Source organism: Microbacterium sp. ProA8, from assembly GCF_039905635.1.
GTDB classification, from domain to species: Bacteria; Actinomycetota; Actinomycetes; order Actinomycetales; family Microbacteriaceae; genus Microbacterium; species Microbacterium chionoecetis.
In genome coordinates this window covers 3,180,289-3,205,802 of the sequence record NZ_CP157000.1, presented here as the reverse complement: position 1 = coordinate 3,205,802, position 25,514 = coordinate 3,180,289, and the positions used below count along the sequence as shown (strand labels likewise).

General features: G+C 72.2%; 25 protein-coding genes. 12 read left to right on the top strand and 13 right to left on the bottom strand.

Annotated elements, in window-relative coordinates:
- Window positions 1–67: 67 nt before the first annotated feature.
- The 5 genes from ABG085_RS14470 to ABG085_RS14450 all read left to right on the top strand — a co-directional run bounded on the left by ABG085_RS14470 (window position 68) and on the right by ABG085_RS14450 (window position 4,927).
- Window positions 68–754: a DUF305 domain-containing protein gene (locus ABG085_RS14470; protein ID WP_347976422.1), complete on the top strand. Its 687-nt coding sequence runs from the start codon at window positions 68–70 to the stop codon at window positions 752–754.
- Window positions 755–831: 77 nt separating this feature from the next.
- Window positions 832–1,305, top strand: coding sequence for a signal peptidase I (lepB, locus tag ABG085_RS14465; RefSeq protein ID WP_347976421.1), 474 nt, complete (start codon window positions 832–834; stop codon window positions 1,303–1,305).
- Between the two features lie 37 nt (window positions 1,306–1,342).
- The gene (locus ABG085_RS14460) at window positions 1,343–3,979 is read left to right on the top strand and encodes an FdhF/YdeP family oxidoreductase (protein WP_347976420.1); all 2,637 of its coding nucleotides are present in this window, start codon (window positions 1,343–1,345) and stop codon (window positions 3,977–3,979) included.
- Between the two features lie 28 nt (window positions 3,980–4,007).
- Entirely contained in the window at window positions 4,008–4,487 is a 480-nt protein-coding gene (locus ABG085_RS14455) for a MogA/MoaB family molybdenum cofactor biosynthesis protein (protein ID WP_347976419.1), read from the top strand.
- The gene (locus tag ABG085_RS14450) at window positions 4,487–4,927 is read left to right on the top strand and encodes a molybdenum cofactor biosynthesis protein MoaE (RefSeq protein WP_347976418.1); all 441 of its coding nucleotides are present in this window, start codon (window positions 4,487–4,489) and stop codon (window positions 4,925–4,927) included. The genes ABG085_RS14455 and ABG085_RS14450 overlap by 1 nt, the downstream gene beginning before the upstream one ends.
- Window positions 4,928–5,063: 136 nt before the next feature.
- Here the strand turns inward: ABG085_RS14450 and ABG085_RS14445 are convergent, their stop codons facing one another.
- The 6 genes from ABG085_RS14445 to ABG085_RS14420 all read right to left on the bottom strand — a co-directional run bounded on the left by ABG085_RS14445 (window position 5,064) and on the right by ABG085_RS14420 (window position 10,437).
- The gene (locus ABG085_RS14445) at window positions 5,064–5,297 is read right to left on the bottom strand and encodes a MoaD/ThiS family protein (protein WP_347976417.1); all 234 of its coding nucleotides are present in this window, start codon (window positions 5,295–5,297) and stop codon (window positions 5,064–5,066) included.
- Entirely contained in the window at window positions 5,297–6,268 is a 972-nt protein-coding gene (locus ABG085_RS14440) for an NTP transferase domain-containing protein (protein ID WP_347976416.1), read from the bottom strand. The genes ABG085_RS14445 and ABG085_RS14440 overlap by 1 nt, the downstream gene beginning before the upstream one ends.
- Window positions 6,268–6,762 carry a cyclic pyranopterin monophosphate synthase MoaC gene (gene moaC, locus ABG085_RS14435; RefSeq protein WP_347976415.1) on the bottom strand — a complete coding sequence of 165 codons (495 nt, stop codon included), beginning with the start codon at window positions 6,760–6,762 and terminating at the stop codon, window positions 6,268–6,270. Before moaC ends, ABG085_RS14440 begins: the two co-directional genes overlap by 1 nt.
- Window positions 6,759–8,003, bottom strand: coding sequence for a gephyrin-like molybdotransferase Glp (glp, locus tag ABG085_RS14430; RefSeq protein ID WP_347976414.1), 1,245 nt, complete (start codon window positions 8,001–8,003; stop codon window positions 6,759–6,761). Before glp ends, moaC begins: the two co-directional genes overlap by 4 nt.
- Entirely contained in the window at window positions 8,000–9,148 is a 1,149-nt protein-coding gene (locus ABG085_RS14425; protein WP_347976413.1) for a ThiF family adenylyltransferase, read from the bottom strand. Before ABG085_RS14425 ends, glp begins: the two co-directional genes overlap by 4 nt.
- An 89-nt stretch (window positions 9,149–9,237) precedes the next feature.
- Window positions 9,238–10,437, bottom strand: a complete 1,200-nt coding sequence (locus tag ABG085_RS14420) for an FAD-dependent oxidoreductase (RefSeq protein ID WP_347976412.1) — start codon at window positions 10,435–10,437, stop codon at window positions 9,238–9,240.
- A 209-nt stretch (window positions 10,438–10,646) separates the two neighbouring features.
- Here ABG085_RS14420 and arfB point away from each other — a divergent pair, with 209 nt between their 5' ends.
- Complete coding sequence (gene arfB / locus ABG085_RS14415; protein WP_347976411.1) at window positions 10,647–11,084, top strand: alternative ribosome rescue aminoacyl-tRNA hydrolase ArfB; 438 nt, start codon at window positions 10,647–10,649, stop codon at window positions 11,082–11,084.
- Between the two features lie 17 nt (window positions 11,085–11,101).
- On the opposite strand, the gene ABG085_RS14410 is transcribed toward arfB, so the two are convergent.
- Together ABG085_RS14410 and ABG085_RS14405 are read right to left on the bottom strand one after the other, a co-directional pair.
- A complete protein-coding gene (locus ABG085_RS14410) occupies window positions 11,102–11,389 on the bottom strand; it encodes a DUF1905 domain-containing protein (protein ID WP_347976410.1) in 288 nt (95 codons plus the stop codon).
- A 134-nt stretch (window positions 11,390–11,523) separates the two neighbouring features.
- The gene (locus ABG085_RS14405) at window positions 11,524–12,381 is read right to left on the bottom strand and encodes a PHP domain-containing protein (protein ID WP_347976409.1); all 858 of its coding nucleotides are present in this window, start codon (window positions 12,379–12,381) and stop codon (window positions 11,524–11,526) included.
- 121 nt (window positions 12,382–12,502) lie between these two features.
- Between ABG085_RS14405 and ABG085_RS14400 the strand changes: the two genes are divergently transcribed.
- The 6 genes from ABG085_RS14400 (at window position 12,503) to ABG085_RS14375 (ending at window position 18,340) form a co-directional block, all read left to right on the top strand.
- Complete coding sequence (locus tag ABG085_RS14400; protein WP_347976408.1) at window positions 12,503–12,895, top strand: TOBE domain-containing protein; 393 nt, start codon at window positions 12,503–12,505, stop codon at window positions 12,893–12,895.
- 1 nt (window position 12,896) lies between these two features.
- A complete protein-coding gene (gene modA / locus ABG085_RS14395) occupies window positions 12,897–13,703 on the top strand; it encodes a molybdate ABC transporter substrate-binding protein (protein ID WP_347976407.1) in 807 nt (268 codons plus the stop codon).
- Window positions 13,700–14,533 (top strand): ABC transporter permease, encoded by an 834-nt coding sequence (locus tag ABG085_RS14390; RefSeq protein ID WP_347976406.1) that lies wholly within the window; start codon window positions 13,700–13,702, stop codon window positions 14,531–14,533. The genes modA and ABG085_RS14390 overlap by 4 nt, the downstream gene beginning before the upstream one ends.
- Entirely contained in the window at window positions 14,530–15,621 is a 1,092-nt protein-coding gene (locus tag ABG085_RS14385) for an ABC transporter ATP-binding protein (protein WP_347976405.1), read from the top strand. The genes ABG085_RS14390 and ABG085_RS14385 overlap by 4 nt, the downstream gene beginning before the upstream one ends.
- 502 nt (window positions 15,622–16,123) lie before the next feature.
- A complete protein-coding gene (locus tag ABG085_RS14380; protein ID WP_347976404.1) occupies window positions 16,124–16,723 on the top strand; it encodes a GNAT family N-acetyltransferase in 600 nt (199 codons plus the stop codon).
- Between the two features lie 66 nt (window positions 16,724–16,789).
- Window positions 16,790–18,340: an SDR family oxidoreductase gene (locus ABG085_RS14375; RefSeq protein ID WP_347976403.1), complete on the top strand. Its 1,551-nt coding sequence runs from the start codon at window positions 16,790–16,792 to the stop codon at window positions 18,338–18,340.
- A 33-nt stretch (window positions 18,341–18,373) separates the two neighbouring features.
- Here ABG085_RS14375 and ABG085_RS14370 read toward each other — a convergent pair whose 3' ends face one another.
- The 5 genes from ABG085_RS14370 to ABG085_RS14350 form a co-directional block, all read right to left on the bottom strand.
- Window positions 18,374–19,318, bottom strand: a complete 945-nt coding sequence (locus ABG085_RS14370) for a capsular polysaccharide synthesis protein (protein ID WP_347976402.1) — start codon at window positions 19,316–19,318, stop codon at window positions 18,374–18,376.
- Between the two features lie 48 nt (window positions 19,319–19,366).
- Complete coding sequence (cydC, locus tag ABG085_RS14365; protein ID WP_347976401.1) at window positions 19,367–21,058, bottom strand: thiol reductant ABC exporter subunit CydC; 1,692 nt, start codon at window positions 21,056–21,058, stop codon at window positions 19,367–19,369.
- A complete protein-coding gene (cydD, locus tag ABG085_RS14360; protein ID WP_347976400.1) occupies window positions 21,055–22,830 on the bottom strand; it encodes a thiol reductant ABC exporter subunit CydD in 1,776 nt (591 codons plus the stop codon). Before cydD ends, cydC begins: the two co-directional genes overlap by 4 nt.
- Window positions 22,831–23,002: 172 nt before the next feature.
- Entirely contained in the window at window positions 23,003–24,040 is a 1,038-nt protein-coding gene (cydB, locus tag ABG085_RS14355) for a cytochrome d ubiquinol oxidase subunit II (protein WP_347976399.1), read from the bottom strand.
- Between the two features lie 18 nt (window positions 24,041–24,058).
- Window positions 24,059–25,504, bottom strand: coding sequence for a cytochrome ubiquinol oxidase subunit I (locus ABG085_RS14350; RefSeq protein WP_347976397.1), 1,446 nt, complete (start codon window positions 25,502–25,504; stop codon window positions 24,059–24,061).
- Window positions 25,505–25,514 lie beyond the last annotated feature (10 nt).

Sequence of the window (25,514 nt, the reverse complement as noted above, 5' to 3'; positions counted from 1 at the left end):
CCCCACGGGAACGCCCCGTGTCGCGGAGGGCCCGGCCCGCGGCATCCGGATCTGAGAGGACTCGTCCATGCGCAGTCGTATCGCCGCCCTCGGAGTCGTGCTGGCACTTTCGACGGCCACCGTGGCGGTCGGCGCGGTGGGGCTCAGCCTGACGACGAGTCCGGAATCAGCGCCGCAGGCAGCCCCTGCCGGCACGAGGGCGGATGCCTCCACCGCCGCCTACCCGACCGTCGAGGACCATTGCTACATCGAGGGCATGATCCCGCACCACGAACAGGCGCTCGAGCTCAGCAGCCTGGTCCTGGCCGCCTCCGGGGTCCGCGAGCGCACGCGGGCGCTCGCCGAGTTCATCGTGACGGACCAGACCTCCGAGATCGAGACGATGCGGGCATGGCAGACCGCGTGGCGCGGTGCGATCCCCGCCGGCGGTTCGAATGGCGGCCATGACGGCCACGGTGGCGCACAGCCCGCCGCCGGAGCGGTGCCGACCGGGTGCGGCGATCACCCGCACACGCAGATGAAGGGCATGGCCGGCGTCGAGCAGCTCGCAGCGCTCGACGCAGCCGACGGCGTGGCGGCCGATCGGATGTTCCTCGAGCTGATGATCGCGCATCATGAGGGCGCCCTCGAGATGGCGGAGAGCGCGGTCCGCGAGGGATCCAATGCGTATGTGCGCGCGTCCGGCAAGCACGTGCTCGTCGAACAGCAGCGCGAGATCACCGCGATGTCGACGCTGCTCGCCGAGGCGCCGTGACGGTCGTCGCCGGCTCCGCAGCGGTCCGTCGATCCGCGGGCAGGAGACGCACGCTCGTCTGGCTCGCAGCCCTTCTGTTGCCCACCGCTGCAGCGCTCGCGCTCGCCGCGGCCTTCGGCGTGGCGACCGTGCACAACGACTCGATGAACCCGACCCTGCACAGCGGCGACACGGTGCTGTTCGACCGGTGGAGTCCAGCCGGTCGTGGAGACGTCGTCCTCCTGATCGACCGTGAAGGATGGTCGGGCACACCGGACGCGCTCCTCGTCAAGCGCGTGGTCGGTGTCGCGGGCGACGTGGTGGTGTGCTGCGAGGCGGGAACCGGCCGGCTGCTGCTCAACGGCGCGCCGATCCAGGAGGCCTATGCCGGCGCCGTCCGCCCGGGTGGCGACATCCCCTTCCGCGTGACCGTGCCCGAAGGTGCGGTGTGGGTCATGGGCGACAACCGGGCCGCGTCGGTCGACTCCCGGGCGTCGGTGTCGGCCCCGGGTCACGGCGCCGTGACGCGAGACGACCTGCGCGGTACGGCGCGCGCATGGTGGGGCGGCTGAGGGCCCCGGAGCCCCGCGCGAGGCATAGCCTGGAGGTATGGCGACGAAGCCCCCGAGAGTCGATATCGACGAGACGCGCGTGCGCGCGTCGCGGCCCAAGAAGGTCGCGGTGGGCGTGCCCGCGGTGCTGCATGCGCTGCAGATCGCGAACGAGCAGATGGGCGTGGCCCGGTCGGTGCAGACGCTGTTGCGCGTCAACCAGAAGGACGGCTTCGACTGCCCCGGATGCGCGTGGCCCGAGGAGGACAAGCGGCACATCGCCGAGTTCTGCGAGAACGGCGCGAAGGCGGTCGCCGAGGAGGCGACGCTGCGGCGCGTCGAGCCGGAGTTCTTCGCGGCCCACTCGCTGGACGAGCTGCGCGGCCACGACGACTGGTGGCTCGGGCAGCAGGGGCGGCTGACGCACCCGATGCTTCTCGAAGAGGGCGCGTCGCACTACCGCCCGATCTCGTGGGACGACGCGCTCGCCCTCGTCGCGGATGAGCTGCGGACGCTGGACGACCCTGACGAGGCCGTGTTCTACACCTCCGGACGCACCTCGAACGAGGCCGCGTTCCTGTATCAGCTGCTCGTGAGAGGGCTCGGCACCAACAACCTGCCCGACTGCTCCAACATGTGCCACGAGTCATCCGGATCGGCGCTGACCGAGACGATCGGCATCGGCAAGGGCACCGTCTCGATCGACGACATCCACGAGGCCGACCTGCTGATCATCGCCGGGCAGAACCCCGGCACGAACCACCCCCGCATGCTCTCGGCGCTCGAGAAGGCGAAGCAGCGCGGCGCGACGATCATCGCCGTCAATCCGCTGCCCGAAGCCGGCCTGCTGCGGTTCGAGAATCCGCAGACGGTGCGAGGCGTGGCGTTCGGGGGCACGAAGCTCGCCGACCAGTTCCTGCAGATCCGGCTCGGCGGCGATCAGGCGCTGTTCCAGGCCATCGGCAAGCACCTGCTCGAGGCCGAGGAGACCGACGGGGGTGTGCTCGACCACGAGTTCCTGGCGGCGCATACCAGCGGCTTCGAGGCTTATCGCCAGGCGATGGCGGATGCCTCGTGGCGGGAGCTCGTCACCGCCACCGGCCTTCCCGAGAAGGCGCTGCGCCGGGTGGCCGAGACGGTGCGCACATCGAAGTCGACGATCGTCTGCTGGGCGATGGGACTGACCCAGCACAAGCACTCGGTGCCGACGCTGCGCGAGGTGGTGAACATGCTGCTGCTGCAGGGCAACATCGGCCGTCCCGGCGCCGGCGTGTGCCCGGTGCGCGGGCACTCCAACGTGCAGGGCGACCGCACCGTCGGCATCTACGAGAAGCCGTCCGCGACGTTCCTCGACGCGCTCGATGCGGAGTTCGGCTTCGCCGCCCCGCGCGAGCACGGCTTCGACACGGTCGGGGCGATCCGCGCCATGCGCGACGGCCGCGTGCGGTTCTTCATGAGCATGGGCGGCAACTTCGTCTCGGCGACCCCCGACACCGCCGTCGTCGAGGCGGGGATGTCCCGCGTGGGGCTGACCGTGCACGTGTCGACGAAGCTCAACCGCTCCCACGTGGTCACCGGGCGCCGGGCGCTCATCCTGCCGACCCTGGGCCGCACCGACCGCGACCGCCGCGGGGGCCGCGAGCAGCGGGTCACCGTCGAGGACTCGATGGGCGCGGTGCACGCCTCCCGAGGCCGCCTCGCACCGCCGTCCGAGGAGATGCTCAGCGAGGTCGCGATCGTCGCCCGTCTGAGCGGCCTGGTGTTCGGAGACAGCGCCGCGGTCGGCAGATCGTCACGAGCGGAGGAGATGCCACGAGCGGAGGAGGGTTTCGCGGCATCCGATCCTCCGCTGGACACATCTCCTCCGCTCGTCGCACAAGATGCCGCGACGCACGCTGCCGTCGCCACGCACGCTGCCGTCGCCACGCACGGTGCCGTCGCCACGCACGGTGCCGACGCGACGCACGGTGCCGTCGCCACGCACGGTGCCGACGCGACGCACGGTGCCGGCGCCACGCGGCACGACCTCGGGTACCCCGAGCGGTCACCGCGTGAGGAGGCTCGCACCGATGGTCCGGATCCTGTCGGGTTGCGGCATCCGTCCAACGTCCCGCACGCCGACTGGGCGGCGCTCGAAGCGGACTACGCGCTCATCCGCGGCCACATCGCGCGGGTGATCCCCGGCTTCGACGACTACGAGGAGCGCATCGACAAGGGCCGCACACTGCACCTGCCCAACGGGCCGCGCGATGCGCGCCGCTTCGCGACGGTGGACGGCAAGGCGCGCTTCACGGTGAACCCGCTGGAGTATCCGCGCATCCCGCGTGGGCGCTTGCTGCTGCAGACGCTGCGCTCGCACGACCAGTACAACACCACGATCTACGGCAAGGACGACCGGTACCGCGGCATCCACGGCGGGCGGCGGGTCGTGCTGGTGAACGCCAAGGACATCGTCGCCCTCGGCTTCACCGAGAACGACGTCGTCGATCTGGTGTCGGAGTGGCGCGGTCCTGACGGGGTGCTGCAGGAGCGTCGCGCCGAGGAGTTCCGCATCGTCGCCTACCGCACGCCCCGGGGCAACGCCGCCGCGTACTACCCCGAGACGAACGTGCTGGTGCCCCTCGACTCGGTGGCGGACGTGTCGGGCACGCCGACCTCGAAGTCGGTGGTCGTGCGGCTCGAGCGCCGCGCATGACGAGGCGGCGCGTGCCTAGGCTGGAGGCATGACCCGCGCCGCCGTCATCACCGTCTCCGACCGCTCCGCCGAAGGCGCCCGCCCCGACACGAGCGGACCGATCGCGGTGTCCGCGCTGCGGGAGGCGGGCTTCGACTGCGCGGACGCCGTCGTGGTCCCCGACGGCGCCGACAGCGTGGAGCGCGCGCTCACCGCGGAGGTGGTCGCGGGCGTGAAGCTGATCGTCACCACGGGCGGCACGGGCGTCTCGCCGCGAGACCAGACGCCGGAGGGAACCGCCCGGGTGGTGACGCGCGAGGTTCCGGGCATCGCCGAAGAGCTGCGGCGGCGCGGCGCCGCCGAGAAGCCCGCCGGCATGCTCACCCGCGGCGTCGCCGGCGTCGTCGACCCGCACGGGGTGCTCGTCATCAACCTGCCGGGGTCACCTGGTGGCGTGGGATCGGGGATGCCGGTGGTCCTGTCGGTCGCGAGGCATGTGCTCGACCAGCTCGGCGGAGGGGATCACTGATGACCGTGTCGACCGACGCCGTGCGGGTCGCGGCCATCAGCGCCGAGCCGCTCGACCTCGACGCACACCTGCGCGCCGTGGACGACCGGCGCATGGGGGCGGTGACGACGTTCGTGGGGCGCGTGCGCGATCACGATCCGGATGCCGCCACCGCCGTCGTCGCCCTCGAATACTCCGCGCATCCCGACGCCGAAGCCGCTCTCGAACGGCTGGCGACAGCGGCGATCGGGTCGTCCGGTGCGCTGGTCGCGGTCTCGCACCGGGTGGGCACGCTGCAGGTCGGCGATGCGGCCGTCGTGATCGCGGTGGCCTCCGCGCACCGTGCGGAGGCGTTCGAGGTGTGTCGCACGCTCATCGAGACGATCAAGACCGATCTCCCGGTGTGGAAGAAGCAGGTCGAGTCCGACGGCACCGCCACCTGGCTGGGCCTCGGGGGCTGAGCGCCGCACCGCCGCACCGCCGCAGGGCCTGAACACCGCAGCGCCGAGCACAACGTCGGTGGTCTCTGGTGCCACGCCGGGTGACAGCATCCATTCGCGGCGTGTCGTCGGACGTCTCCGACGCTGTGTCGCCGGATCAGCCGCCGGCGAACGGCGGCAGCACGTCGATCAGGTCGTCGTCGCCGAGGGGCGTGTCGTCGTCGACGCGTGAGCCGCCGACGAGCACGGCGCAGCGGGGCAGGATGCCGCCCAGCCCCGGGAACTCCTCGGACACGGCGCGGCGCAGCTCGCCCAGCGTCGTCTCGGTGCGGTGCTCGGAGTCCCGGCCGGTCGCTTCCTGCGCGGCGGCGAAGTAGCGGACGACGGCCATCAGGCCTCGTGCTCCCAGTCGCGGGCGAGGGCTGTGATCGCCGCCACGGCGGCGTCGATGTCGGCGGGGGACCCGCCACTGCGGCCGGCGACGAGACCGGCCACGAAGGCGCTGAAGGGCGCCGCCGGGCGCGCCACTCCCAGTGCGACGTCGCGCGCGAGATCGAGGATGAGCGACACCGGAACGTCTTCGGGCGCGAGCCCGAACCGCTCGCGCAGGGCAGCCGCCCAGGCGTCGAGGGCCTCGGGGGGAAGGGTGCGGGACTGCTCGCTCATGACGACTCCTCCGGGCGTGGACGGTGCGGCGCGGCCCGGTGCGCGATCGGTCCGGTGCGCGCGATCGACCTGATGCGCGCGATCGGCCCGAGCGCGGGCCTCCTTCAGATCCTCCCACGTGTCGACATCGCGGGTCAGGTCGTCGGGCGCCGCGACGACGGCGATCGCGAGTTCGTCGGCGATCGCCCTCACCGGAAGGTCGCGTCCCCGATCGGGAAGAACGGATGCCGCCTGCCGCAGCGCCCGCGTGCGGTAGGCGCCGGTGAGCCACTGCGGGCGGCTCGACGCGTCGCCGAGACACACGCCGTCGGTGTCGGCGGGGAGCAGCGGGATGTCGTCCACGAGGCGGCGCACGGCCTCGCCGACGCCGGGCAGGTCGCAGGCGAGCACGAGCGTCCACGCGGGGTCCGCCTCCGCCGGCCACGCATCGAGTGCCGCCACGACCGCCGCGGCGGGGCCGCCGAAGGGCGGGTCCTCCCGCACCCAGTCCACGGGGAGCGTCTCGTCGAGGACGGGTGCCACGACCGTGATCGGCCGGGCTCCGGCATCCGTCACCGCCGTCACCGCCGCGGCCAGCAGTGTGCTGCCGCCGATCTCGAAGAGCGGCTTCACGGCCCCGCCGACGCGCGTGCCGCGGCCGCCGGCCAGCAGGATCGCGCCGAGGCTGAGAGGCGAGTGCGGGTCGTGACCGGACATCAGCTCTCGTCCGGGCGGTGCCAGTCGCCGCTCTTGCCGCCCGTCTTCGTCACGATGCGGACGCTCTCGATCGACGTGCCCTTGTCGAGCCCCTTCACCATGTCGACGACGGCGAGAGCGGCCACCGACACGGCGGTCAGCGCCTCCATCTCGACGCCGGTGCGATCGGCGGTGCGCACGGTCGCCTCGATCGCGACACCGCCGTCTTCGATGGCCAGATCGACCGCGGCGCCGTGGACGCCGATGACGTGCGCGAGCGGCAGCAGTTCGGGCGTGCGCTTGGCGGCCTGGATGCCGGCGATCCGGGCGACCGCCAGCACATCGCCCTTCGGCACCGACCCGTCGCGCAGGGCGGCGACGACGTCCGGCGCGCAGCGCACGAATGCGCGGGCGGTGGCGGAGCGCACGGTCGGCTGCTTCAGCGTGACGTCCACCATGCGCGCGTTCCCGGCGGCGTCGAGGTGGGTGAAGGTCGGCTGTTCGGGCGTGCTCATGAGATCAGCATGACATCGACGACATCGCCTGCCGCCACCGCATCGACCTCGGCGGGCACGACGGCATAGGCCTCGGCACGGCCGAGTCCGCCGGCGAGATGGGAGCCGCCGCTCGTCGCCGGAAGGGCGCGCCACGCGGCCGGGTCCGAGCGGTCGATCGTGACCGGGAGGTACTGGCGCCGCGCCGGCGGGGTCCGCCAGCCGGCTCCTGCCGGGAGCGCGGTGACCGGGCGGCCGATCGCCCGGCGACCCTGCAGGCGCAGCAGCGCCGGCCGCACGAACACCTCGAACGAGACCGCCGCGCTCACGGGATTGCCCGGCAGCCCGAACAGCAGCGTGCCGGCCTCGAGACGGCCGAAGCCCTGCGGCTTGCCGGGCTGCATCGCGACCTTGGAGAAGACCATGGTCTCGGCGAGCGTGGTCTTGACCACCTCGTACGCGCCGGCGCTGACGCCGCCGGAGAAGACGACGACGTCGGCGCGATCGGGCGACCCCGGATCCGTCACCTCGGCCAGCAGCGCGTCGAGCGCGTCGCCCTCGTCGGGAACGCTGGCGCGGCGGACCACCTCGGCGCCGGCCTCCGCGGCGAGTGCGGCGAGGAGCACGCTGTTCGACTCGGGAATCTGGCCGCGCCGCAGAGGAGAGCCGGGCTCGACGAGCTCGCTGCCCGTCGAGATGACCGCGACGCGAGGACGCCGTACGACGACGACCTCGGCGACGCCCGCGGCCGCCGCGGCGGCGAGCTGCAGGGGGCCGAGCAGCTCTCCGGCGGACAGGACCTCGTCGCCGGCGCGGGCGTCCTCTCCGGCGCGTCGGATGTGCGCGCCGACGGCTCGCGGAGCGCTCCGCACCGAGATCGAGCCGAGGGAATCCGCGAGCCCACCGGCGGTGTCCTCGAACGGCACGATGGCGTCCGCGTCGGTCGGGACCGCCGAACCCGTCATGATGCGCGCGGTCTCGCCCGGGGCGAGCGCCGGGTCGGCGTCGGTGCCGGCGGGCAGGTCGGCGACGACGCGGAGGGTTCGAGGCGCGCCGGGGCCGGCATCCGTGACATCCGCGAAGCGGACGGCGAACCCGTCCATCGCCGAGTTGTCGAAGACGGGGATGTCGACGGCCGCACGCACCGGCTCGCGCAGGGTGCGACCGTGGGCGGCGGCGAGCGGGACGCGCTCGGCCTCCAGCGGCTCGGCCGCCGCGAGCACGTCGGCGAGGTGCTCCTCGACGGTGCGCAAGCCGCTCATGCGTCGACCGCCGTGCGCGCACCGTCGCGGGTCCACGCGTCGATGCCGCCGGCGAGGACGGATGCCTCGATGCCGGCGCCGCGCAGGGCCACTGCCGCGCGCTGCGCGCGCATGCCGACCTGGCACACCACCACCACGCGGGAGGCATCCACTCGTCGCGGTTCGGCGAGCACGTCGCCGAGCGGCAGCAGCATCGAGCCGGGGATGACGCCGCGGGCCGTCTCGAAAGGCTCGCGCACGTCCAGCAGCACGGCGCCGGCGCGCTGCGCGGCGAGGGCTTCGGCCGGGCTCAGCTGCGGGATGCTCGGCGGGCCGGCGGGCGGGGGAGTCGCCGCTGCCGGCGGTGCGGCAGGGACGTGCTGCTGCTCCGGGTGCGTGGCGGCAGGGCGGAGCGGCACCTCGTCGGTCCGGCCGCGCAGCGCGTCGATCACGAGCACGCGTCCGAGGAGCGGCTCGCCGATGCCGGTGACGAGCTTGATGGCCTCGGCGGCCAGGAGTGCCCCGACCTGCAGGCAGAGCGCGCCGAGCACACCGACCTGTGCGCAGGTGGGGGCCTCGCGTCCGGCATCCGGCGGGTAGAGATCGGCCAGGCGGACGGGCACCGCGCCGGCGGGCGGCGCCGACCAGAACACGGTCGCCTGCGCGTGGAACTCCTGCACGACGCCCCACACGAGCGGCACGCCGAGGTCCTCGCACGCGGCCGCGACCGCCTCGCGGGTCTCGAACGTGTCGGTGCCGTCGATGACGACGTGCGCGCCGGCGAGCAGCTCGCGGGCATTGGCCGGCGTGAGCACCGCCTGCACCGGCCGCACCACGGTGGCGGGCGAGAGGTCGGCGGCGATCCGCACGGCGGAGTCGACTTTGGCCGCGCCGACATCGCTCACCCGGTGCATCACCTGCCGTTGCAGATTGGATGCCTCGACCAGGTCGTCGTCGATCACGGTGAGGGTGCCGACTCCTGCGGCCGCCAGCGCCAGCACGGCGGGCGAGCCGAGACCGCCGGCACCGACGACGGCGATGTGGGCGGCGGCGAGGCGGCGCTGCGCGACGTCGCCGAAGCCGGCGAGCACGCGGTGGCGCGCGGTGCGCGTGCGCTCGGCGTCGCTCAGCTCGGCGAGGGGCTCGACGAGTGGGGGAAAGGCCATATCCACAGGCTACGCCGCGCGCATCGGGGGTCGGCCGGCGCTCGCGTGATCGCGTCCGACGCACCGACGGCGGTCGGCGCCCGGCAGGGTCAGACTCGCCCGGTCAGGATGAGATTCCAGTAGACCCAGGGCAAGACGTGCCGGTCGAACACCCACGACAGCCGGCTCTCGCGGTACATCCGCCGGAAGAACGGGATGGTGGGCTTCTGATTGCCCTGATCATCGAACTCCGCCCACACGACCGTCGACCGCGAGACCGTGAACGGGCATACCGCGTAGCCGTCGTAGCTCGCCTTCGGCTCCTTCCCGCGGAGCACCCTCGAAAGGTTCTTGGCCAGTACCCATGTCTGCTTGCGCAGCGCGCCCCCGCACTTCGAGTTGGTGGTCGCGGCGGCGTCGCCGAGAGCCCAGATCTGTGGGAAGCGCGGATGCCGCAGCGTCCGCGGATCGACCTCCACGAACCCTCCCGATGAGCCCGGTGCCGGCAGCGCCGACGCCTTGAGCCAATCCGGTGCCGACTGCGGCGGTTCGACGTTGAGCACGTCGTAGTGCAGATGCTCCGGGCCGTCCGGACCGCCGATCACGACCTCCTGTGCCGCGGGGTCCACGCGGAGGAGCACCGAGCGGGTGCGCAGCTCGATGCCGTACTCCTCGATCTTGCGCTCGAGCTCGCGATCGAACGGCGGCAGGAACGCGGTCTCGGTCGGCACCACCATCACGACCCGGATCCTGTCCAGCACCCCCGTGGCCCGCCAGTAGTCGCACGCCTGATACATCGGCTTCTGCGCGGCGCCCGCGCAGGACGCCGGGCCGTCGGGCTGCGTGAAGACGACGGTGCCCTCCTTCAGGTCGCGCAGAAGCAACGAGGCCTTCTGCGCGAGCTCGAACTCGTAATGGGATGCCGCCGCCGGCGTCTGCATCGCTTCCGTCAGCCCCGGCACGCGGCCCCAGTCCAGCTGGATGCCCGGACACACGATGAGCTGGTCGAAGGTGACGCGGTCGCCGCTCTCGAGCACGACGGCGTTCGCGTCGGGCTGGACGGCGGTGACGGCATCCTGAATCCACTCCACGCCCTTCGGCATCACCTCTCGCTGCGGGCGGACGGTGATGCCGGCGCGTGCGGTGCCGCCGGCGACATGCGAGAACAGCGGTTTGTACAGGTGCTGCTCGCGCGGCTCGATGATGGCGATGTCGGCCACGCCGGAGCGACGCAGTCTCGCGGCGACCGAGATGCCGCCGTTGCCTCCGCCGATCACCACCACCTGGTGATGCGCCTGCTGCTCGGACATGTTGCCTCCCCTCGGATGGCGACCCACGTGGACCGTGGTCCGCGGGTGCCGCGTCTGAGATATCCCTGCACGCGAGGTTAGGCAGGCACGTGCAAGAAGCGAGGGGGCTTGCGCCGGCGACCGCGGTCGCACGAAGATGCCGCGTCGGACCCGTCAGCGGACCGGAGCGCGCCCCGCCGTGCGGTCAGTCGGGGGAGGAAGATGGAGGCATGCCTGCCCCTCATCGCCCTGGTCTACGGGTGGGCCATGGGGTCACGATCCCCGAGTCCGAGCTGTCCTGGCGGTTCTCCCGATCGTCCGGCCCCGGCGGGCAGGGCGTGAACACCGCCGATTCCCGTGCGGAACTGGTGTGGGACGTCTCTCGCTCGATGGTGCTGTCCCCACTGCAGCGCGAGCGCCTCCTCGAGCGGCTGAGCGGCCGGCTGGTGGACGGAGTGCTGACGATCGCGGCATCCGAGCATCGCGCGCAACTGCGGAACAGGGATGCCGCCCGCGCACGGCTCGCCGCGCTCGTCGCGGACGCTCTGCGGCCGCCTTCGCCGTCGCGACGACCCACCAAGCCGACGCGGGGCGCCAAGGAACGGCGCCTGGGCGAGAAGAAGCGGCGCACCGACGTCAAGCGGCTGCGGCGACCACCCGCCGAATGAGGACGCCGGCGTCGACGCTAGGAGCGGCGCCGGGTGAGGTGGACGTCCACGGAGTCGCCGTCGGTCTTGCCGATCGCCTTTCTGACTTCGGCGTTGATCGGCAGCTTGTGCGTCCCGTCGCCCAGCGCCATGAAGGCGCCCTCGAAGGGGTGCCCGTCCACGGTGCCGGCCACCTTGACGAGTCCGCGGGTACCGAAGATCGTCGCGGAATCGGGCAGCTTCACGCAGGTCCACGTGTCTCCCGGCTGAGCTTTGCCGAGCGTGGCGGTGAAGCGGATGTCCAGGGGTCCGGTGTGGTCCGACATGATGGCTCCAATCTCGGCCGCCGCAGCTGTGAAGAGTATGGTCCCGGCGGAGGCCCTTCACGGGGATGACGATCGAACGTCGTCCAGATCGACAGTGCTCTTCCCGCCGGGTGCACCTCGTTGACCCTTCCAGGTCAGCGGATCCAGAAATCCTCGGGACGCGCCCCCGGGCGGAATCCGAAGTGCTCGAGCATGGCCATCGCCTCCGGGAAGTGGGCGGCGAGCATGGCGGGGCCGTGGGCGTCGCTGCCGAACGTGACGGCACGCCCGTCTTCGTCCGCCCACCACTGGGGGATCCACGGCCAGAGCCGGCGGGTGTTCATCTCGAGGGCGCGTTCGGACTCCGCGACGGCGCGCATCGCGGCTCGGAAGCCTTCTTCGAACCTGCGCGGATCGAAGGGTCCCGCGGTCGCGACCGGCCAGGAGCGCACGGCGTAGTCGATGTGCGTGAACACCGCGAACGAATCCGACCCGGCGACCATCCGCGGGACCTCCTCGAGGTAGCTCCACATCACGTCGTCCGCCGGCATGTGGCGATACAACGTGGTCGGCTCTGAGCGATAGACGCCCTGGAAGGGGAGCATGTGCAGCGAACCGTTGACGCGATCGATCACGCCACGGGAGAGCAGGTCGGCGGCGCGCGCGTCTCGCAGATGCGGCTGACCGAACTCGACGCCCGTGAGGATGCGCAGGTCGGGGAAGTCGTGGCGGCACCGTTCGATCGCCGTGAGATAGCCCTCGACGTCGAACTCGGGCAGCCGCACATGGCCACGCTCATCGACGTACTTCTGAGCGTGCACTCCGATGTCGCCGTCTTCGACTCTCCAGTCCTGCTCGAAGTCGAGGTGCTCGGTGAACACGATCGCCGGGAGTCCGATTCGGACCGCGCGTTCGCAGATGCGGACCATCGCGCCTTGCGAGGCCGGATCCGAGCCGCAGTCCCACGACCACTCGCTGTGCACGTGGGCGTCGGCCGGAAGAGTCGCCGTCATCTCGCCGAGAGTACTCCCGGCCGCGGGTGCCCCGCCGACGCGCTGATATCCTCGCGTCCTTGTCCGTGAATGCGGCGAACAACTCGGCTATGCCCCGCAGATGCGGTGATAATGTGGCGCTGTGGCCAGCTACAAGATCTCCGAGGCGGCGCGGCTCCTCGCGGTGAGCGACGACACCGTGCGCCGGTGGATCGACGCCGGGACGCTGCCGACGACGGGGGCATCGCCCATCGAGATCCCCGGAGACGCGCTCGCCGCACGAGCCGTCGAGCTCGCCGCGGCGCCCGGCGACCCGGCCGACGTGCTCTCGAGCGCGCGCAATCGTTTCGTCGGGCTCGTCACGCGGGTGCAGCTCGATGGCGTCATGGCGCAGGTCGACATCCAGTCCGGCCCGCACCGCGTGGTCTCGCTCATGTCGTCCGAGGCGGTGCGCGAGCTGGGGCTCGAACCCGGCTCGCTCGCCGTCGCCGTGGTCAAGGCGACCACCGTGATCGTCGAGACCCCGAAGGCCTGACGTGCGCCGCGGGGCCACCATTCGCGCCGCAGCGGTCCTCGCTGCTCTCGCGCTCGGACTCGCCGGCTGCGCCGGCGCCGTCGATCGGGATCCGGACGCGACGTCTCCGCGGACGACCTCGGCGGGCCCCGAGCTGTCCGGAGAACTCACGGTGTACGCGGCCGCGTCGCTGCAGGCGGCGTTCGACGAGCTGGCGACGCAGTTCGAGCAGCGGCATCCGTCGCTCCGCGTGCAGCCCCTCACGTACGACGGGTCGCCCACGCTGGCGACGCAGATCGTCGAGGGCGCGCCTGCCGATGTCTTCGCCTCGGCCGACGAGCCGAACATGCAGAAGGTCGTCGAGGGCGGCCTCGCGAGCGATCCGGAGCTGTTCGCGACCAACACGCTGACGCTCGTCGTTCCCGCGGGGGATCCCGGCGACGTCGACGGCCTCGACGATCTCTCGGACCCCGATCTGACCGTGGTGCTGTGCGCCGCCGAGGTGCCGTGCGGGGCGGCATCGACGACGCTCCTCTCGGACGCCGGCGTGAAGGCGAGCGTCGACAGCTACGAGCAGAACGTCACCGCCGTCCTCACGAAGGTCGCGACCGGCGAGGCCGACGCGGGGCTGGTGTACTTGACGGATGCCTCGACCACGAGTGCCGTCGAGGCGATCGAGGTCGACGCGAGTGAAGCCGTGGTCAACCGGTACCCGATCGTCGCGCTGAAGGAGGCGGCGAATCCGCGAGCCGCCGACGCCTTCGTCCGGTTCGTGCTCGGCGACGAGGGCCGACGGGTGCTTTCCGATCTCGGCTTCGGAGCGCCGTGACCGTCGCCGCGGCGCGCGACCCCCGCACGCAGGAGGAGCGGGCCGGGTTCGTGCCCCGCGTACTCGCCGTCCCGGCGCTCATCGGGCTCGCGCTGCTGGTGCTGCCGCTCGGCGCACTGGTGCTGCGCGTCGAGTGGTCGACGCTGTGGACGGACATCACGTCTCCGGAAGCGCTGTCGGCACTCGGGCTCTCGCTCGCGACCGGCGCCGTCGCGACGATGGTGTGCGTCGTCCTCGGGGTGCCGCTCGCCCTGCTCATCGCGCGGAGCACCGTGCGGACGGCGGCCGTGCTGCGGGCTCTGGTGACGGTGCCGCTCGTGCTGCCGCCCATGGTCGGCGGCGTCGCGATGCTGTTCCTCTTCGGTCGCACCAGCTGGCTGGGCGGGATCCTCGCCGAATGGGGCATCCGCATCCCGTTCACGACCACCGCCGTCATCCTCGCGCAGACCTTCGTCGCGCTGCCGTTCCTCGTGCTCGCCCTGGAAGGGGCGCTGCGCTCGACGGGCACCGGTTTCGAGCAGGCGGCGGCGGGCCTCGGTGCCGGACGATGGACGATCCTCGCGCGTGTGACGCTGCCGCTCGCCGCGCCCGGCCTGGTCGCCGGCATCGTGCTGTGCTTCGCCCGCGCGATCGGCGAGTTCGGCGCGACGGCCCTCTTCGCCGGCAACGCGCCGGGCGTGACCCAGACCATGCCGCTCGCGATCTACACGGCCTTCAACGGCGCCGGCGTCTCGCAGGGCACCGCCGTGGCGCTCTCGCTGCTGCTGCTGGTGACCGCCGTCGGCGTGCTGCTGCTCGTGCGCGCCTGGCGCGCGGAGGCCCCACGATGAGCCTTGCGAGCACGGCCGCCGCCGCGCCTGCCGGACTCGACGTGCGCGTCCGCGTCCATCGCGGCGCGTTCGCACTCCATGTGGCGCTCAGCGTGCCGGCGGGCGAGGTGGTGGCACTCATGGGGCCGAGCGGCGCCGGCAAGTCGACGCTGCTCGGTGTGCTCGCCGGGCTGACCGGGTTCGACGAGGGAGAGGTACGGCTGCACGGCCGGCTGCTCGACCGGCGCACCTCCGATCGCACGTCGTCCCTCCGGACGGCTCCGGCGGCGCGCGGGGTGGTGCTGCTCGGACAGGATCCGCGCCTCTTCCCGCACCTGAGTGCACACGGGAACGTGGCGTTCGGGCTGCGCGTGCACGGCGCCACGAAGGCTGCGGCGGCGGCCGGGGCCGCCGGCTGGCTTCGACGTGTCGGGCTCGAGGGCCTCGATGAACGGCGCCCTTCACAGCTGTCGGGCGGTCAGCAGCAGCGTGTGGCGCTGGCGCGGGCGCTCGCGACGTCACCCGCGGCCATCCTGCTCGACGAGCCGCTGACGTCCCTCGACACCGAGACCGCGGGCGACGTGCGCGCCCTGCTGCACCAGCAGCTCGCGGCGACGCGCACGACGGCCGTCGTCGCGACCCACGACGCGGTGGACGCGGTCGCTCTCGCGACTCGCCTCGTCGTGCTCGAGGAGGGCCGCGTCACGCAGAGCGGGCCGGTCCGCGAAGTTCTCGCCTCCCCGGCGACGCGGTTCACTGCGGCCGTCGCAGGGCTGAATCGCGTCGTCGGGACCCTCGAACCCGCGGAGTCGGCCTGGCGTGCCGGAGAACTGGTGCTGCCCCACCCGGCCGGGCCGCGGCATCCGTCTCTTGCTGCGGTATTCCGGCCGAGCGCCGTCGGAGTGATCGACGGGCCGCCCCGCGCCGCGGGGGAGTGGACAGCACGCATCGTGCGCCTCGAGCAGACGCCGGCCGGGGTGCGGATACGCACCGCCGATCCCGACGTCGCGGTGGACGTCGCCGCCGATCGCGCCGCGGGGCTCGCGCCCGGAGACACGATCACGCTGCGCGTGGTCCCGGCCGACGTGCGACTGGTCGTCGGGCACTGAGCCGCCCGCACGCTCGGCGCGTTTCGTCTCGCTCGTTCCTCGCTCGCTCAACGACCGGGAGAAAGGTCCCGGCCGACGTGCGACTGGTCCTCGAGCGCTGAGTCGCCCGCACACTCGGCGCGTTTCGTCTCGCTCGTTCCTCGCTCGCTCAACGACCGGGAGAAAGGTCCCGGCCGACGTGCGACTGGTCGTCGAGCACTGAGTCGCCGGCACACTCGGCGCGTTTCGTCTCGCTCGTTTCTCGCTCGCTCAACGACCGGGAGAAAGGTCCCGGCCGACGTGCGACTGGTCGTCGAGCACTGAGTCGCCGGCACGCTCGGCGCGTTTCGTCTCGCTCGTTCCTCGCTCGCTCAACGACCGGGAGAAAGGCATCGGTCGTTGAGCGAGGGAGCGCCAGCGACTGAGACGAAACGCCTCGAGCCGAGGGACCGCGCCGGGCCGGGACGCTTCGTCGACGACCGGTGCCACGACAGCTGTCCGGCGCATCTCATAGACTCGCCCGGTGACGCGCATCCGCCCCTTCCGCCCCGGTGACGAACCGGCTCTCGTCGACATCTGCCTGAAGACGGCGGATGCCGGAGCCGACGCCACCGGCATCCTCGACGACGACGATCTCTGGGCCGAGATCTTCGTCCTGCCCTATGCCGCGCGTCACCCCGAGTTCGCCTTCGTGGTCGAGGCGGACGACGGCCGCGTCGTCGGCTACATCGTGGGCGCTCCGGACTCGGCCGCGTTCGAGGAGTGGTTCCGGGCCGAGTGGTGGCCGCGGCACGCCGAACGCTGGCCGCGCCCCCAGCCGGCCGGCGGCTCCCGGCAGGACGGCATCCTCCGCTATGCCTACGCCCGCGCCGGCGGAGCGCAGCCGTTCGGCGATGAGTATCCGGCGCACCTGCACATCGACCTCCTGCCCGAGACACAGGGCCAGGGGCTCGGCCGCCGGCTCATCGAGACGCTCGAAGACGCGCTCCGGCAGGCCGGGGTGCCCGGGCTTCACCTCGTCGCCTCGGCAGACAACACCGGCGCCATCGCCTTCTACCCGCGCGTCGGGTTCGAGCCGCTGCCGTCGCCCGAGGGCACCCAGGTCTTCGGGACGCGCCTCTGACCTACGCCACGGCCGACCGGACGTCAACCCGTCCGGCTCTGTGGTGCCCCCGCGTAGTCTGCCCCCGTGGACGATGTCTCGGCACCGACCGGCCATGAGCCGGCTCTCCTGGCGCTGACGCGCCCCGACGGCACCGCGCCACGTGCCCTCGTCCTCGGGGCGACGGGGTACATCGGCGGGAGGCTGGTGCCGCGACTGCTGAACGCCGGCTACGCGGTCCGCGTGCTCGCCCGCGACCCCGCCCGGGCGTCGGCCTTCCCCTGGGGCGACCGCGTAGAGATCGTCGGCGGCGACGCTGCCGCCGAGGGCCCGGTGCAGGAGGCCATGCGCGACGTCGATGTGGTGTTCTACCTCGTCCACTCGATGACGGGCGGCAAGCGGTTCGCCGACACCGACCGGCGCGCCGCCGAGACCGTCGCGCAGGCGGCGGCCGCGGCATCCGTGCGTCGCATCGTGTATCTGGGCGGCCTGCACCCGACCGGCGTGACGCTCTCGCCGCACCTGCAGTCCCGCGTCGAGGTCGGGCGGACGTTCCTCGAGAGCGGCGTGCCGACGATCGTGCTGCAGGCGGGCGTCGTGATCGGGTCGGGATCGGCGTCATTCGAGATGGTGCGTCATCTCACCGAGGTGCTGCCGTACATGCCCGCACCGCGGTGGGTGCGCAACCGCATCCAGCCCATCGCCGTGCGCGACGTGCTGCACTACCTGCTGGGCGCCGCGCGCCTGCCGGCCGACGTGAACCGCGCCGTCGACATCGGCGGCCCCGACGTGCTGCGGTACGGGCAGATGATGAACGGCTACGCGGTCGAGGCGGGGCTCCGCCAGCGCGCGATCGCCGCGCTGCCGGTGCTGACCCCCCGTCTGGCGTCGCACTGGGTGAACCTCGTCACACCGATCCCGCGGTCGATCGCACGGCCCCTCGTCGAGTCGCTGCAGAACGAGTGCATCGTCAAGGACCACGGCATCGACGATCTCATCCCGCCGCCGGAGGGCGGTCTCACGTCGTACCGGACGGCGGTGCAGCTGGCATTGGGCAAGCTCGAGACCGACGCGATCGAGACCAGCTGGCAGGATGCCGGCGTGCTGGGAGCCCCCAGCGACCCGCTGCCGAACGACCCCGACTGGGCGGGGCGCGTGGTGTTCAGCGACATCCGCACCGCGCACACTCCGGCATCCCCCGACGCGCTGTGGCGCGTCATCGTGGGGATCGGCGGCGAGAACGGCTGGTACTCCTCGCCGGTGCTCTGGGCCGTCCGCGGCTGGATGGACCGCCTCGTCGGCGGCATCGGCCTCGCGCGCGGTCGTCGCAGCCGTGACCGGCTCGCCGTGGGCGATGCGCTCGACTTCTGGCGCGTCGAGGCTCTGGAGCCGGGGCGGATGCTGCGCCTCCGGGCAGAGATGAAGGTCCCGGGTCTCGCGTGGCTCGAGCTGCGGGCGTCCGCCGACGAGGCGCGCGGCGGCTCACGCTACGACCAGCGCGCCCTGTTCTTCCCGCGCGGTCTGGCCGGGCGCCTGTACTGGCTCGCCGTCCTGCCGTTCCACGGGTTCATCTTCGCGGGCATGGCGCGGCGCATCACCGCGACGGCCGCGGCGGGCGGCCCCGTCGGCGAACCCTGACCCGTGCCGCTGCCTGTGCTGTCGCGCCGAGCGTCACGCGGCGAGGATCGGGCGGCGCGAGACCAGGCGGTCGAGCACCGAGCCCTGCGGCACGGCGTCGTACTTGTAGCTGAGCTTCTGCACGATCGAGGCCCCGGCGACGAATCGCAGCGCGTCGGGATCCCACGGCTGCATCATGCCCAGCTGCAGCAGGTGACTTGCCGCGCTCGACAGCGTGGGTGCGGCATCCCACTGCCCGTGGAACTCGGGCACGAGATCGAACAGCACCTCGAAGATGCGGTGATAGAGGAAGTAGTCCGGGATGCCGCCCCCCGACGCCCACCACGCCTCGAGCGCGAGCCGCTGCAGGCGGATGAGCGGGGTCGACGGCACCGCGGCGATGAACCAGTTGCCGATCTGGCGGCGGGTCCAGCGGGGATACAGCGCGCCGGCGGTGAGGAGCGGAGCGACCGCCTGGGGAAGCGGGGCGGGCGCCCAGCACGTGGCGTCGACCCAGATGCCGCCGAGGCGATCCAGCACGCTGACGCGCACGAAGTCGGAGAAGTGCGCGGGGTGATCGCTTTCGAGAGCGTCGGCCACGGCATCCGGAATCTCCACCAGCTCGCGCGCCGACCTGCCGTCGAGCACGGTCAGCGGTGTCGGGAGGTCGGCGTGGAGACGGGTCATCTCGCGGATGCACGCCTGCACGAGCGGGGGTGCGGTGTCGAGCGGGCGGTTCCAGAACGTGTAGAGATTCAGCGCCGACGGGTCGACGCGGCCGCCGTCGCGGTGAGCCAGGAGCCGGCCGTCCTTGCGGGTGCCGGTGTGCTCCGGCAGGCCCGCAGCGACCCGGAGCTCCGGCAGGCGGGGCCGGAGGAAGTCGGTGAACGTGCGGTAGGCGGCGATCGCGGCGACGGGGTCGACGGCGTCACGGAAGCGGTCGGCGCGCCGCAGCTGCGCCTCGAGCCCCTCGAACGGGTTCGGGATGCCGTCGCTCACGGTCCGAGCCTAGGGGCTCGCTCCGGGGCCGACGGGGTGCGCCGCCGCTCAGGCCGTGATGCGGCCGTCCTCCAGGCGCACCACACGGTCGACCAGCTCGTCGGGCACGGCGACGTGCGAGATCAGCACCATCGCCTGGTCGTCGCGCACGGCGCTCAGGAGGTCGACGAGAAGTCGATCAGATGCCTCGGGGTCGACGCCCGCGGTCGGCTCGTCGAGCACCAGGACGGGGAAGCCCCGCAGCAGCGCACGGGCCAGGGCGATGCGCTGCGCCTGACCGCCCGACACGAGGGCCCCGCGTTCCCCGACGCGCGCGCCGAGCCCGCCGCGCTCACGCAGCCACGCGTCCAGTCCGACGCGGGCGAGCGCCGCCTCGAGCTCGGCATCCGTCGCGGTCTCGCGCGCGAACAGGAGGTTCTGCCGGATGTCTTCGTCGAAGAGCATCGGATGCTGCTCGCACAGGCCGACGGTCAGCCGCACGTCGTCGGGCGACAAGCCGTGCACCGATCGGGGACCGATCTCGTAGTCGCCGTCCGTGTCGAGGAACCGCACCAGCGTGTGCGCGAGCGTGCTCTTTCCCGCCCCGCTCGCACCGATGACCAGAACGCGCTCGCCGGGCCGGATCGCGAGGTCGAGGTCGTGGAGCGATGCCTGCGCCGCGCCCGGCCAGCGCACGTTCGCCGCCTGGAGCCGGATGCCGTCGCCCAGCTCCGGAGCCTCGCCCGTGGCCGGGAGGGATTCGGGCGCGAGTTCCGCCGGCGGCCTTGCGGGCAGCGCGCCCGCGACGCGCTCGGCCGAGGCCCGCACCTGACGCCAGGCGGAGGCGGCCATCGGCACGGCGGCGAACACCTCGAACACGGCCATCGGCACCAGCACCACCACGGCGAGCGACGGCCCGCTGAGCGCGCCGGATGCCACGCCCGGCGCGGCGACGAGCACCGCTGCGATCGACGCGGCGCCGGCCAGCAGCGAGACGAGGGCCGTGGTCCCCGCCTGGGCGCCGGACCGACGGACCACGGCGCGGCGCAGGTCGGCGTCGGCCCGGGCGATCCGCTCACGGCTCTGCCCTTCGGCGCCGAAGGCCGTGAGGACGTCGAGGCTGCCGATGTGATCGAGCACGGCGTCGGCGAGGGCGGCGCGCAGCGGCGCGATGTCGCGCTCGGCGCGGGCCCCCGAGAGCCAGCCCCACAGTGTCGCGATCGCCGCCGCGACGGCCAGGCATGCGAGCAGGGTCAGCGCGGCCGGCCACCACACGAACGCCACGAGCACGACGGCGCCGAGCGCGACGAGAGCCGACGACACGAGCGGCTGCACGACGCGCAGCGGAAGATTCTGCAACTCGTCGACGTCGTCCACGAGCGCGCCCAGCACGGAGCCCCTGCGGGTGCGGGCCAAGCCGTCGGGCGCCAGCGGAACGAGACGGCGCACGAGGTCGGCGCGCGTCGAGGAGAGCTGCCGCAGCGCGGCGTCATGGCCGGTGAGCCGTTCGAGGTAGCGGAAGGAGGCGCGCGAGATCGCGAAGAACCGCACGCCGACCACCGCCGCCGACAGGTACAGCACGGGCGGCTGCTCGCTCGCCCGCACGATGAGCCACGCGCTCACCGCGAGCAGCGCCACCGCGGACGCCTCGGACGCGAACCCGGCCGCGAGCGCCCATCCGAACCGCCGGGCCGGCGGCATCGCGCGGCGCAGCACGTGCGTGGCGCTCACCGGCGGGCCGGTGCCGTCGCGCCCGCTCATGCGGGCACCTCGGCCGGTCCCTGAGCCGGTAGAAGGGCGAGGTGGATGACATCGTCGGCGATCTCGCGCGCACTCGTGCGGTGCGAGACGAGGAGCACTGTCGCGCCGGCGTCGGCGAGAGACCGGATGCTGCGCCACAGCCGGCCCTCGGTGTCGGGATCGAGCGCCGAGCTCGGTTCGTCGAGCGCGATCACCTGCGCGTTCCCACGCAGGTGCCGGTACACGGCGCGGGCGACCGCCACGCGCTGTGCCTGCCCTCCGGACAGGCCGGCGCCCTGGACGCCGAGTTCGAGAGCGGGGTCGAGGGCCCCGGCGCACGCGAGGTCCAATGCGCGCCGCACGATCTCGGCATCGGGCGCCGGGTCGCCGAGGCTGACGTTGTCGGCGATGGTGCCGGCGAGCAGACCCGGGTGCTGACCCGCCCACGCGAGCCACTCGGCCGGCGCGAGGTCACGCACGTCGACGCCGTTCCAGGCCGCGGCGCCGTCGAACGGCGCTGCGCCCCGCAGCGCGGCGAAGACGCTGGACTTGCCGGCGCCGCTCGGCCCCTCGATCAGGGTGACGGTGCCCGCGGCGGCCCGCAGATCGACGGGTCGCAGCATCCTGTCTCCGCGGCGCACGCGCACGGCAGAGAGCTCGAGAAGCCCGCCCGCGGTCGGGCGCGGGATCAGAGGATTCCGGTGCGCCCCAGGCGTTTCGTCTCCCTCGTTCCGGGCTCGCTCGACCACCGGAAGCGGTGGTTGTCCGATCGCCGCCTGAGCCCGGCCGGCGTAGCGCCGGCGGGCGGCGTCCAGCACGTCGAACACATCGTCGGTCGCGGCGATGCCCTCGGCCGCCGCGTGGAACTGCACCCCGACCTGCCGGAGCGGCAGGTACGCCTCGGGGGCCAGCAGCAGCACGAACAGGCCCACCGCGAGTGTGAGCGACCCGTCGATGAGGCGGAACCCGATCGACACCGCGACGATCGCGACCGAGATCGACGCCAGGAACTCGAGCGCGAACCCCGACAGGAACGACACCCGCAGGACGCGCATGGTCTCGCGGCGGTAGTCGTCGGTGACGCGCTCGATGGATGCCGCGGCGCGGTGCTGGCGGCCGAACACCTTGAGCGTCGACAGCCCCTGCACGGTGTCGGCGAAGCGCGACGCCAGGCGCTGCAGGGTCTGCCACTGCCACTGCTGCACCGCGCGTGTGGCAAGGCCGATGAGCACCATGAAGATCGGGATGAGGGGGAGGGTGAGCAGCACCGTGAGCCCCGAGATCCAGTCCTGCCACCACATCACGGCGATGATCAGGGGCGTGGCGACGACCGTCTGCACCAGCTGCGGCAGGTAGCGGCCGAAGTACGCCTCGAGCGCGTCGAGGCCGCGCCCCGCGGTGATCGCGAGGGCGGCGGAGTTGCGTGAACCGAGCCACTCCGGCCCGAGGACGCCGATCGCCGAGACCAGCGCCGTGCGCAGCTGCGTCTGCACTCGCGCGGCGGCGCGGGCGGCGACGGCCTCGCGGGTCCACAGCAGCACGGCACGCAGCGCGACCACGAGGGCGAGGGCGCCGAGCGTGGGCAGGAGGTCGGCCGGCGGCATCCCGTCGATCGCTCCGGTGATCGCGCGCGTCAGCAGCCAGGCGAATGCGACGATCACGACCGTCTGGGCGACGGCGATCGCACCGACCGCGACGAAGAACCACCGCGAAGCGCTCGCGTACCTCAGCAGCCGCGGGTCGACGGGCTTGCCCGAGGTCTGCGCCGGGCCGCTGCCGTTGTTCTCGTCCATCGCTCCTTCGACCCTACCGATCCGCTCCGCACTCTCCGTGTTCGCCTCCCTCCCCCCGGTTCACTTGCGCTGAACGTACGGGATGCGCGGCGTTTCGCGTACGTTCAGCGCAAGTGAACCGCCACGGCGTGGGGGACGGATGCCGCGGGCCGCGGCATCCGTCCTCGACAGGTCAGTGGGTGGGCCCCGCGGCGGCGGCCTTCTCGATGTGCGAGCGGGTGATGCGCTTGCGGAAGATCCAGTACGTCCAGCCCTGGTAGGCGAGCACGAGCGGAAGGAAGATCAGCGCCGCCCAGGACATGATCGTCAGCGTGTAGTCGGTGCTGGAGGCGTTCTCGATCGTGAGCGACCCGGCCGGATCGCCGGTCGAGGGCATCACGAACGGGAACAGGGCGAACCAGACGGCGAGGACGGCGCTCACGATCGTGAACGCGCCGAAGCCGAAGGCCCAGCCCTCGCGGCCGCGCGCATTGGAGATCCACGACGCGATGAGCAGCACCGCCGCCACCGCTGACAGGGCCGCCGTGGCCAGGGCGAACTCGCGATCTTGGCCGAACGCCATGCCGACGGTCCACACCAGGAAGACCGCGGCCACGACGATCGTGAGAAGGCCCGAGCGGCCCGCCAGCCGGCGGGCGTCGGCGGCGACCTGGCCGTCGGTCTTCAGCGCCACGAAGTACACGCCGTGCGTGAAGAACAGCAGCAGGGTGGTGAGTCCGCCCAGCAGCCCGTAGGGGTTGAGGAGGGTCAGGAAAGAGCCGACGAACTCGTGGTCCGCGTCCAGCGGCACACCCTGCACGATGTTGGCGACCGCGACGCCCCACAGGAACGCGGGCACGGCGGAGCCGACGACGATCATCGTGTCGAACCTCTTCTTCCACCGGAGCGAATCGCGCTGATGGCGGTACTCGAACGAGACCCCGCGCAGGATGAGCGCGAGCAGGATCAGCAGGAGCGCGAGGTAGAACCCGCTGAACAGCGTCGCGTACCACTCGGGGAAGGCGGCGAACAGGCAGGCGCCGGCGACGATGACCCAGGTCTCGTTGAGGTCCCACACCGGGCCGATGGTGTTGATGACCTGGCGGCGGCTGACGTCGTTCTTGCCGAGGAACGGCAGTGACATGCCGACGCCGAAGTCGAACCCGTCGAGCACGAAGTAGCCGACGAAGAGGAATCCGACGATCCAGAACCAGAGGTAGGCGAGATCCATGACGTTTCTCCTGGGCTCCTAGTAGACCGTCGTCGGGGTGTCTTCGACCGCGAGTTCCCGCGGGTCGGGGTCATCCGGGCCGGGCAGAGGATCGGGGCCCTTCTGAGAGGTCTTCACGATGAGCCCGAACTCGACGACCGCCAGTGCGGCGTAGATGACGGTGAACGCGGTCAGCGAGATGAGCACGGTCCATCCCGGCACCGAGGGGGAGACCCCGTCTTCGGTCAGCATCAGGCTGAACACGATCCACGGCTGGCGGCCCATCTCTGTGAAGACCCAGCCGACGAGGATCGCCAGGAGGGACGCCGGCCACGCCCAGATCGCCAGCCGCCAGGCCCACGCGGGGACCTCGCGCTTGGCGTTCTTGCGCGTGAGCCAGAGGCCCGCCACCGCGACGAGCGCGGCCACGCCGCCCAGGCCGATCATCCAGCGGAACGCCCAGTAGGTGACCCAGAGGATCGGCGCGAAGTTGCCGTCGACCTGGTCGGCGAACTGCGGGAACAGCTCGGTCGTGTACTGCATGTTGAGGTCGTTGATGCCCTCGACGCAGCCGTCCAGCGAGTGCGTCGACAGCAGTGCGAGAAGGTAGGGGACGCGGATCGAGAACAGCTCGCTCGTGCCGTCGGGTGTGCCGAGCGTGAAGATCGAGAACGAGGCATCCGCGCCGCACACGGTGTTGAAGGTCGCCTCGGCGGCCGCCATCTTCATGGGCTGGGTCGCCACCATGACCAGGCTCAGCTGGTCGCCTGAGAGCGCGACGCCCGCGAACGCGGCGATCAGCCCCCAGAGGCCGAACTTCAGCGACGACCGCATCATGTCGACGTTCTGCCTGCGCAGCAGATGCCAGGCCGAGATCGACACGATGACGCCCGCGGTCATCATGAAGGCGGCGAAGAGGGTGTGCGGCAGGGCGGCCAGCGCGACCGGATTGGTCAGCACCGCGAGGAAGTCGGTCATCTCGGCGCGCGAGCCGTCCTCGGCCATCTTGAAGCCGACCGGGTTCTGCATGAAGGCGTTGGCCGCGAGGATGAAGTACGCCGAGAACCAGGCGCCGATCGTGGCGATCCAGATGCTCGCGAGGTGGAGCGCCTTGGGCAGTTTGTCCCACCCGAAGATCCACAGCCCGATGAAGGTCGCCTCGAAGAAGAACGCCATCAGGCCCTCGAAGGCGAGCGGCGCTCCGAAGACGTCGCCGACGAATCGTGAGTACGACGACCAGTTCATGCCGAACTGGAACTCCTGCACGATGCCGGTGACGACGCCCATCGCGAAGTTGATCAGGAAGATCTTGCCGAAGAACCGGGTGAGGTGGAGCCATTTCAGGTTGCCGGTGCGGAACCAGGCCGTCTGGAAGATCGCGACCGTCAGCGCCATGCCGAGGGTGAGCGGCACGAAGAGGAAGTGGTACAGCGTCGTGAGGCCGAACTGCCAGCGCGCCAGCAGCAGAGGGTCCAGCAGATCCACGATGCGTTCT

Coding starts and splice junctions, on each gene's coding strand:
- arfB (WP_347976411.1), top strand. CDS start 10,647: ATGCCTGCCCCTCATCGCCCTGGTCTACGGGTGGGCCATGGGGTCACG.
- glp (WP_347976414.1), bottom strand. CDS start 8,003: ATGAGCGGCTTGCGCACCGTCGAGGAGCACCTCGCCGACGTGCTCGCG.
- ABG085_RS14460 (WP_347976420.1), top strand. CDS start 1,343: ATGGCGACGAAGCCCCCGAGAGTCGATATCGACGAGACGCGCGTGCGC.
- ABG085_RS14445 (WP_347976417.1), bottom strand. CDS start 5,297: ATGGCCGTCGTCCGCTACTTCGCCGCCGCGCAGGAAGCGACCGGCCGG.
- ABG085_RS14385 (WP_347976405.1), top strand. CDS start 14,530: ATGAGCCTTGCGAGCACGGCCGCCGCCGCGCCTGCCGGACTCGACGTG.
- ABG085_RS14470 (WP_347976422.1), top strand. CDS start 68: ATGCGCAGTCGTATCGCCGCCCTCGGAGTCGTGCTGGCACTTTCGACG.
- moaC (WP_347976415.1), bottom strand. CDS start 6,762: ATGAGCACGCCCGAACAGCCGACCTTCACCCACCTCGACGCCGCCGGG.
- ABG085_RS14450 (WP_347976418.1), top strand. CDS start 4,487: ATGACCGTGTCGACCGACGCCGTGCGGGTCGCGGCCATCAGCGCCGAG.
- ABG085_RS14455 (WP_347976419.1), top strand. CDS start 4,008: ATGACCCGCGCCGCCGTCATCACCGTCTCCGACCGCTCCGCCGAAGGC.
- ABG085_RS14440 (WP_347976416.1), bottom strand. CDS start 6,268: ATGTCCGGTCACGACCCGCACTCGCCTCTCAGCCTCGGCGCGATCCTG.
- cydD (WP_347976400.1), bottom strand. CDS start 22,830: ATGGACGAGAACAACGGCAGCGGCCCGGCGCAGACCTCGGGCAAGCCC.
- ABG085_RS14420 (WP_347976412.1), bottom strand. CDS start 10,437: ATGTCCGAGCAGCAGGCGCATCACCAGGTGGTGGTGATCGGCGGAGGC.
- ABG085_RS14425 (WP_347976413.1), bottom strand. CDS start 9,148: ATGGCCTTTCCCCCACTCGTCGAGCCCCTCGCCGAGCTGAGCGACGCC.
- ABG085_RS14405 (WP_347976409.1), bottom strand. CDS start 12,381: ATGACGGCGACTCTTCCGGCCGACGCCCACGTGCACAGCGAGTGGTCG.
- cydB (WP_347976399.1), bottom strand. CDS start 24,040: ATGGATCTCGCCTACCTCTGGTTCTGGATCGTCGGATTCCTCTTCGTC.
- ABG085_RS14410 (WP_347976410.1), bottom strand. CDS start 11,389: ATGTCGGACCACACCGGACCCCTGGACATCCGCTTCACCGCCACGCTC.
- cydC (WP_347976401.1), bottom strand. CDS start 21,058: ATGAGCGGGCGCGACGGCACCGGCCCGCCGGTGAGCGCCACGCACGTG.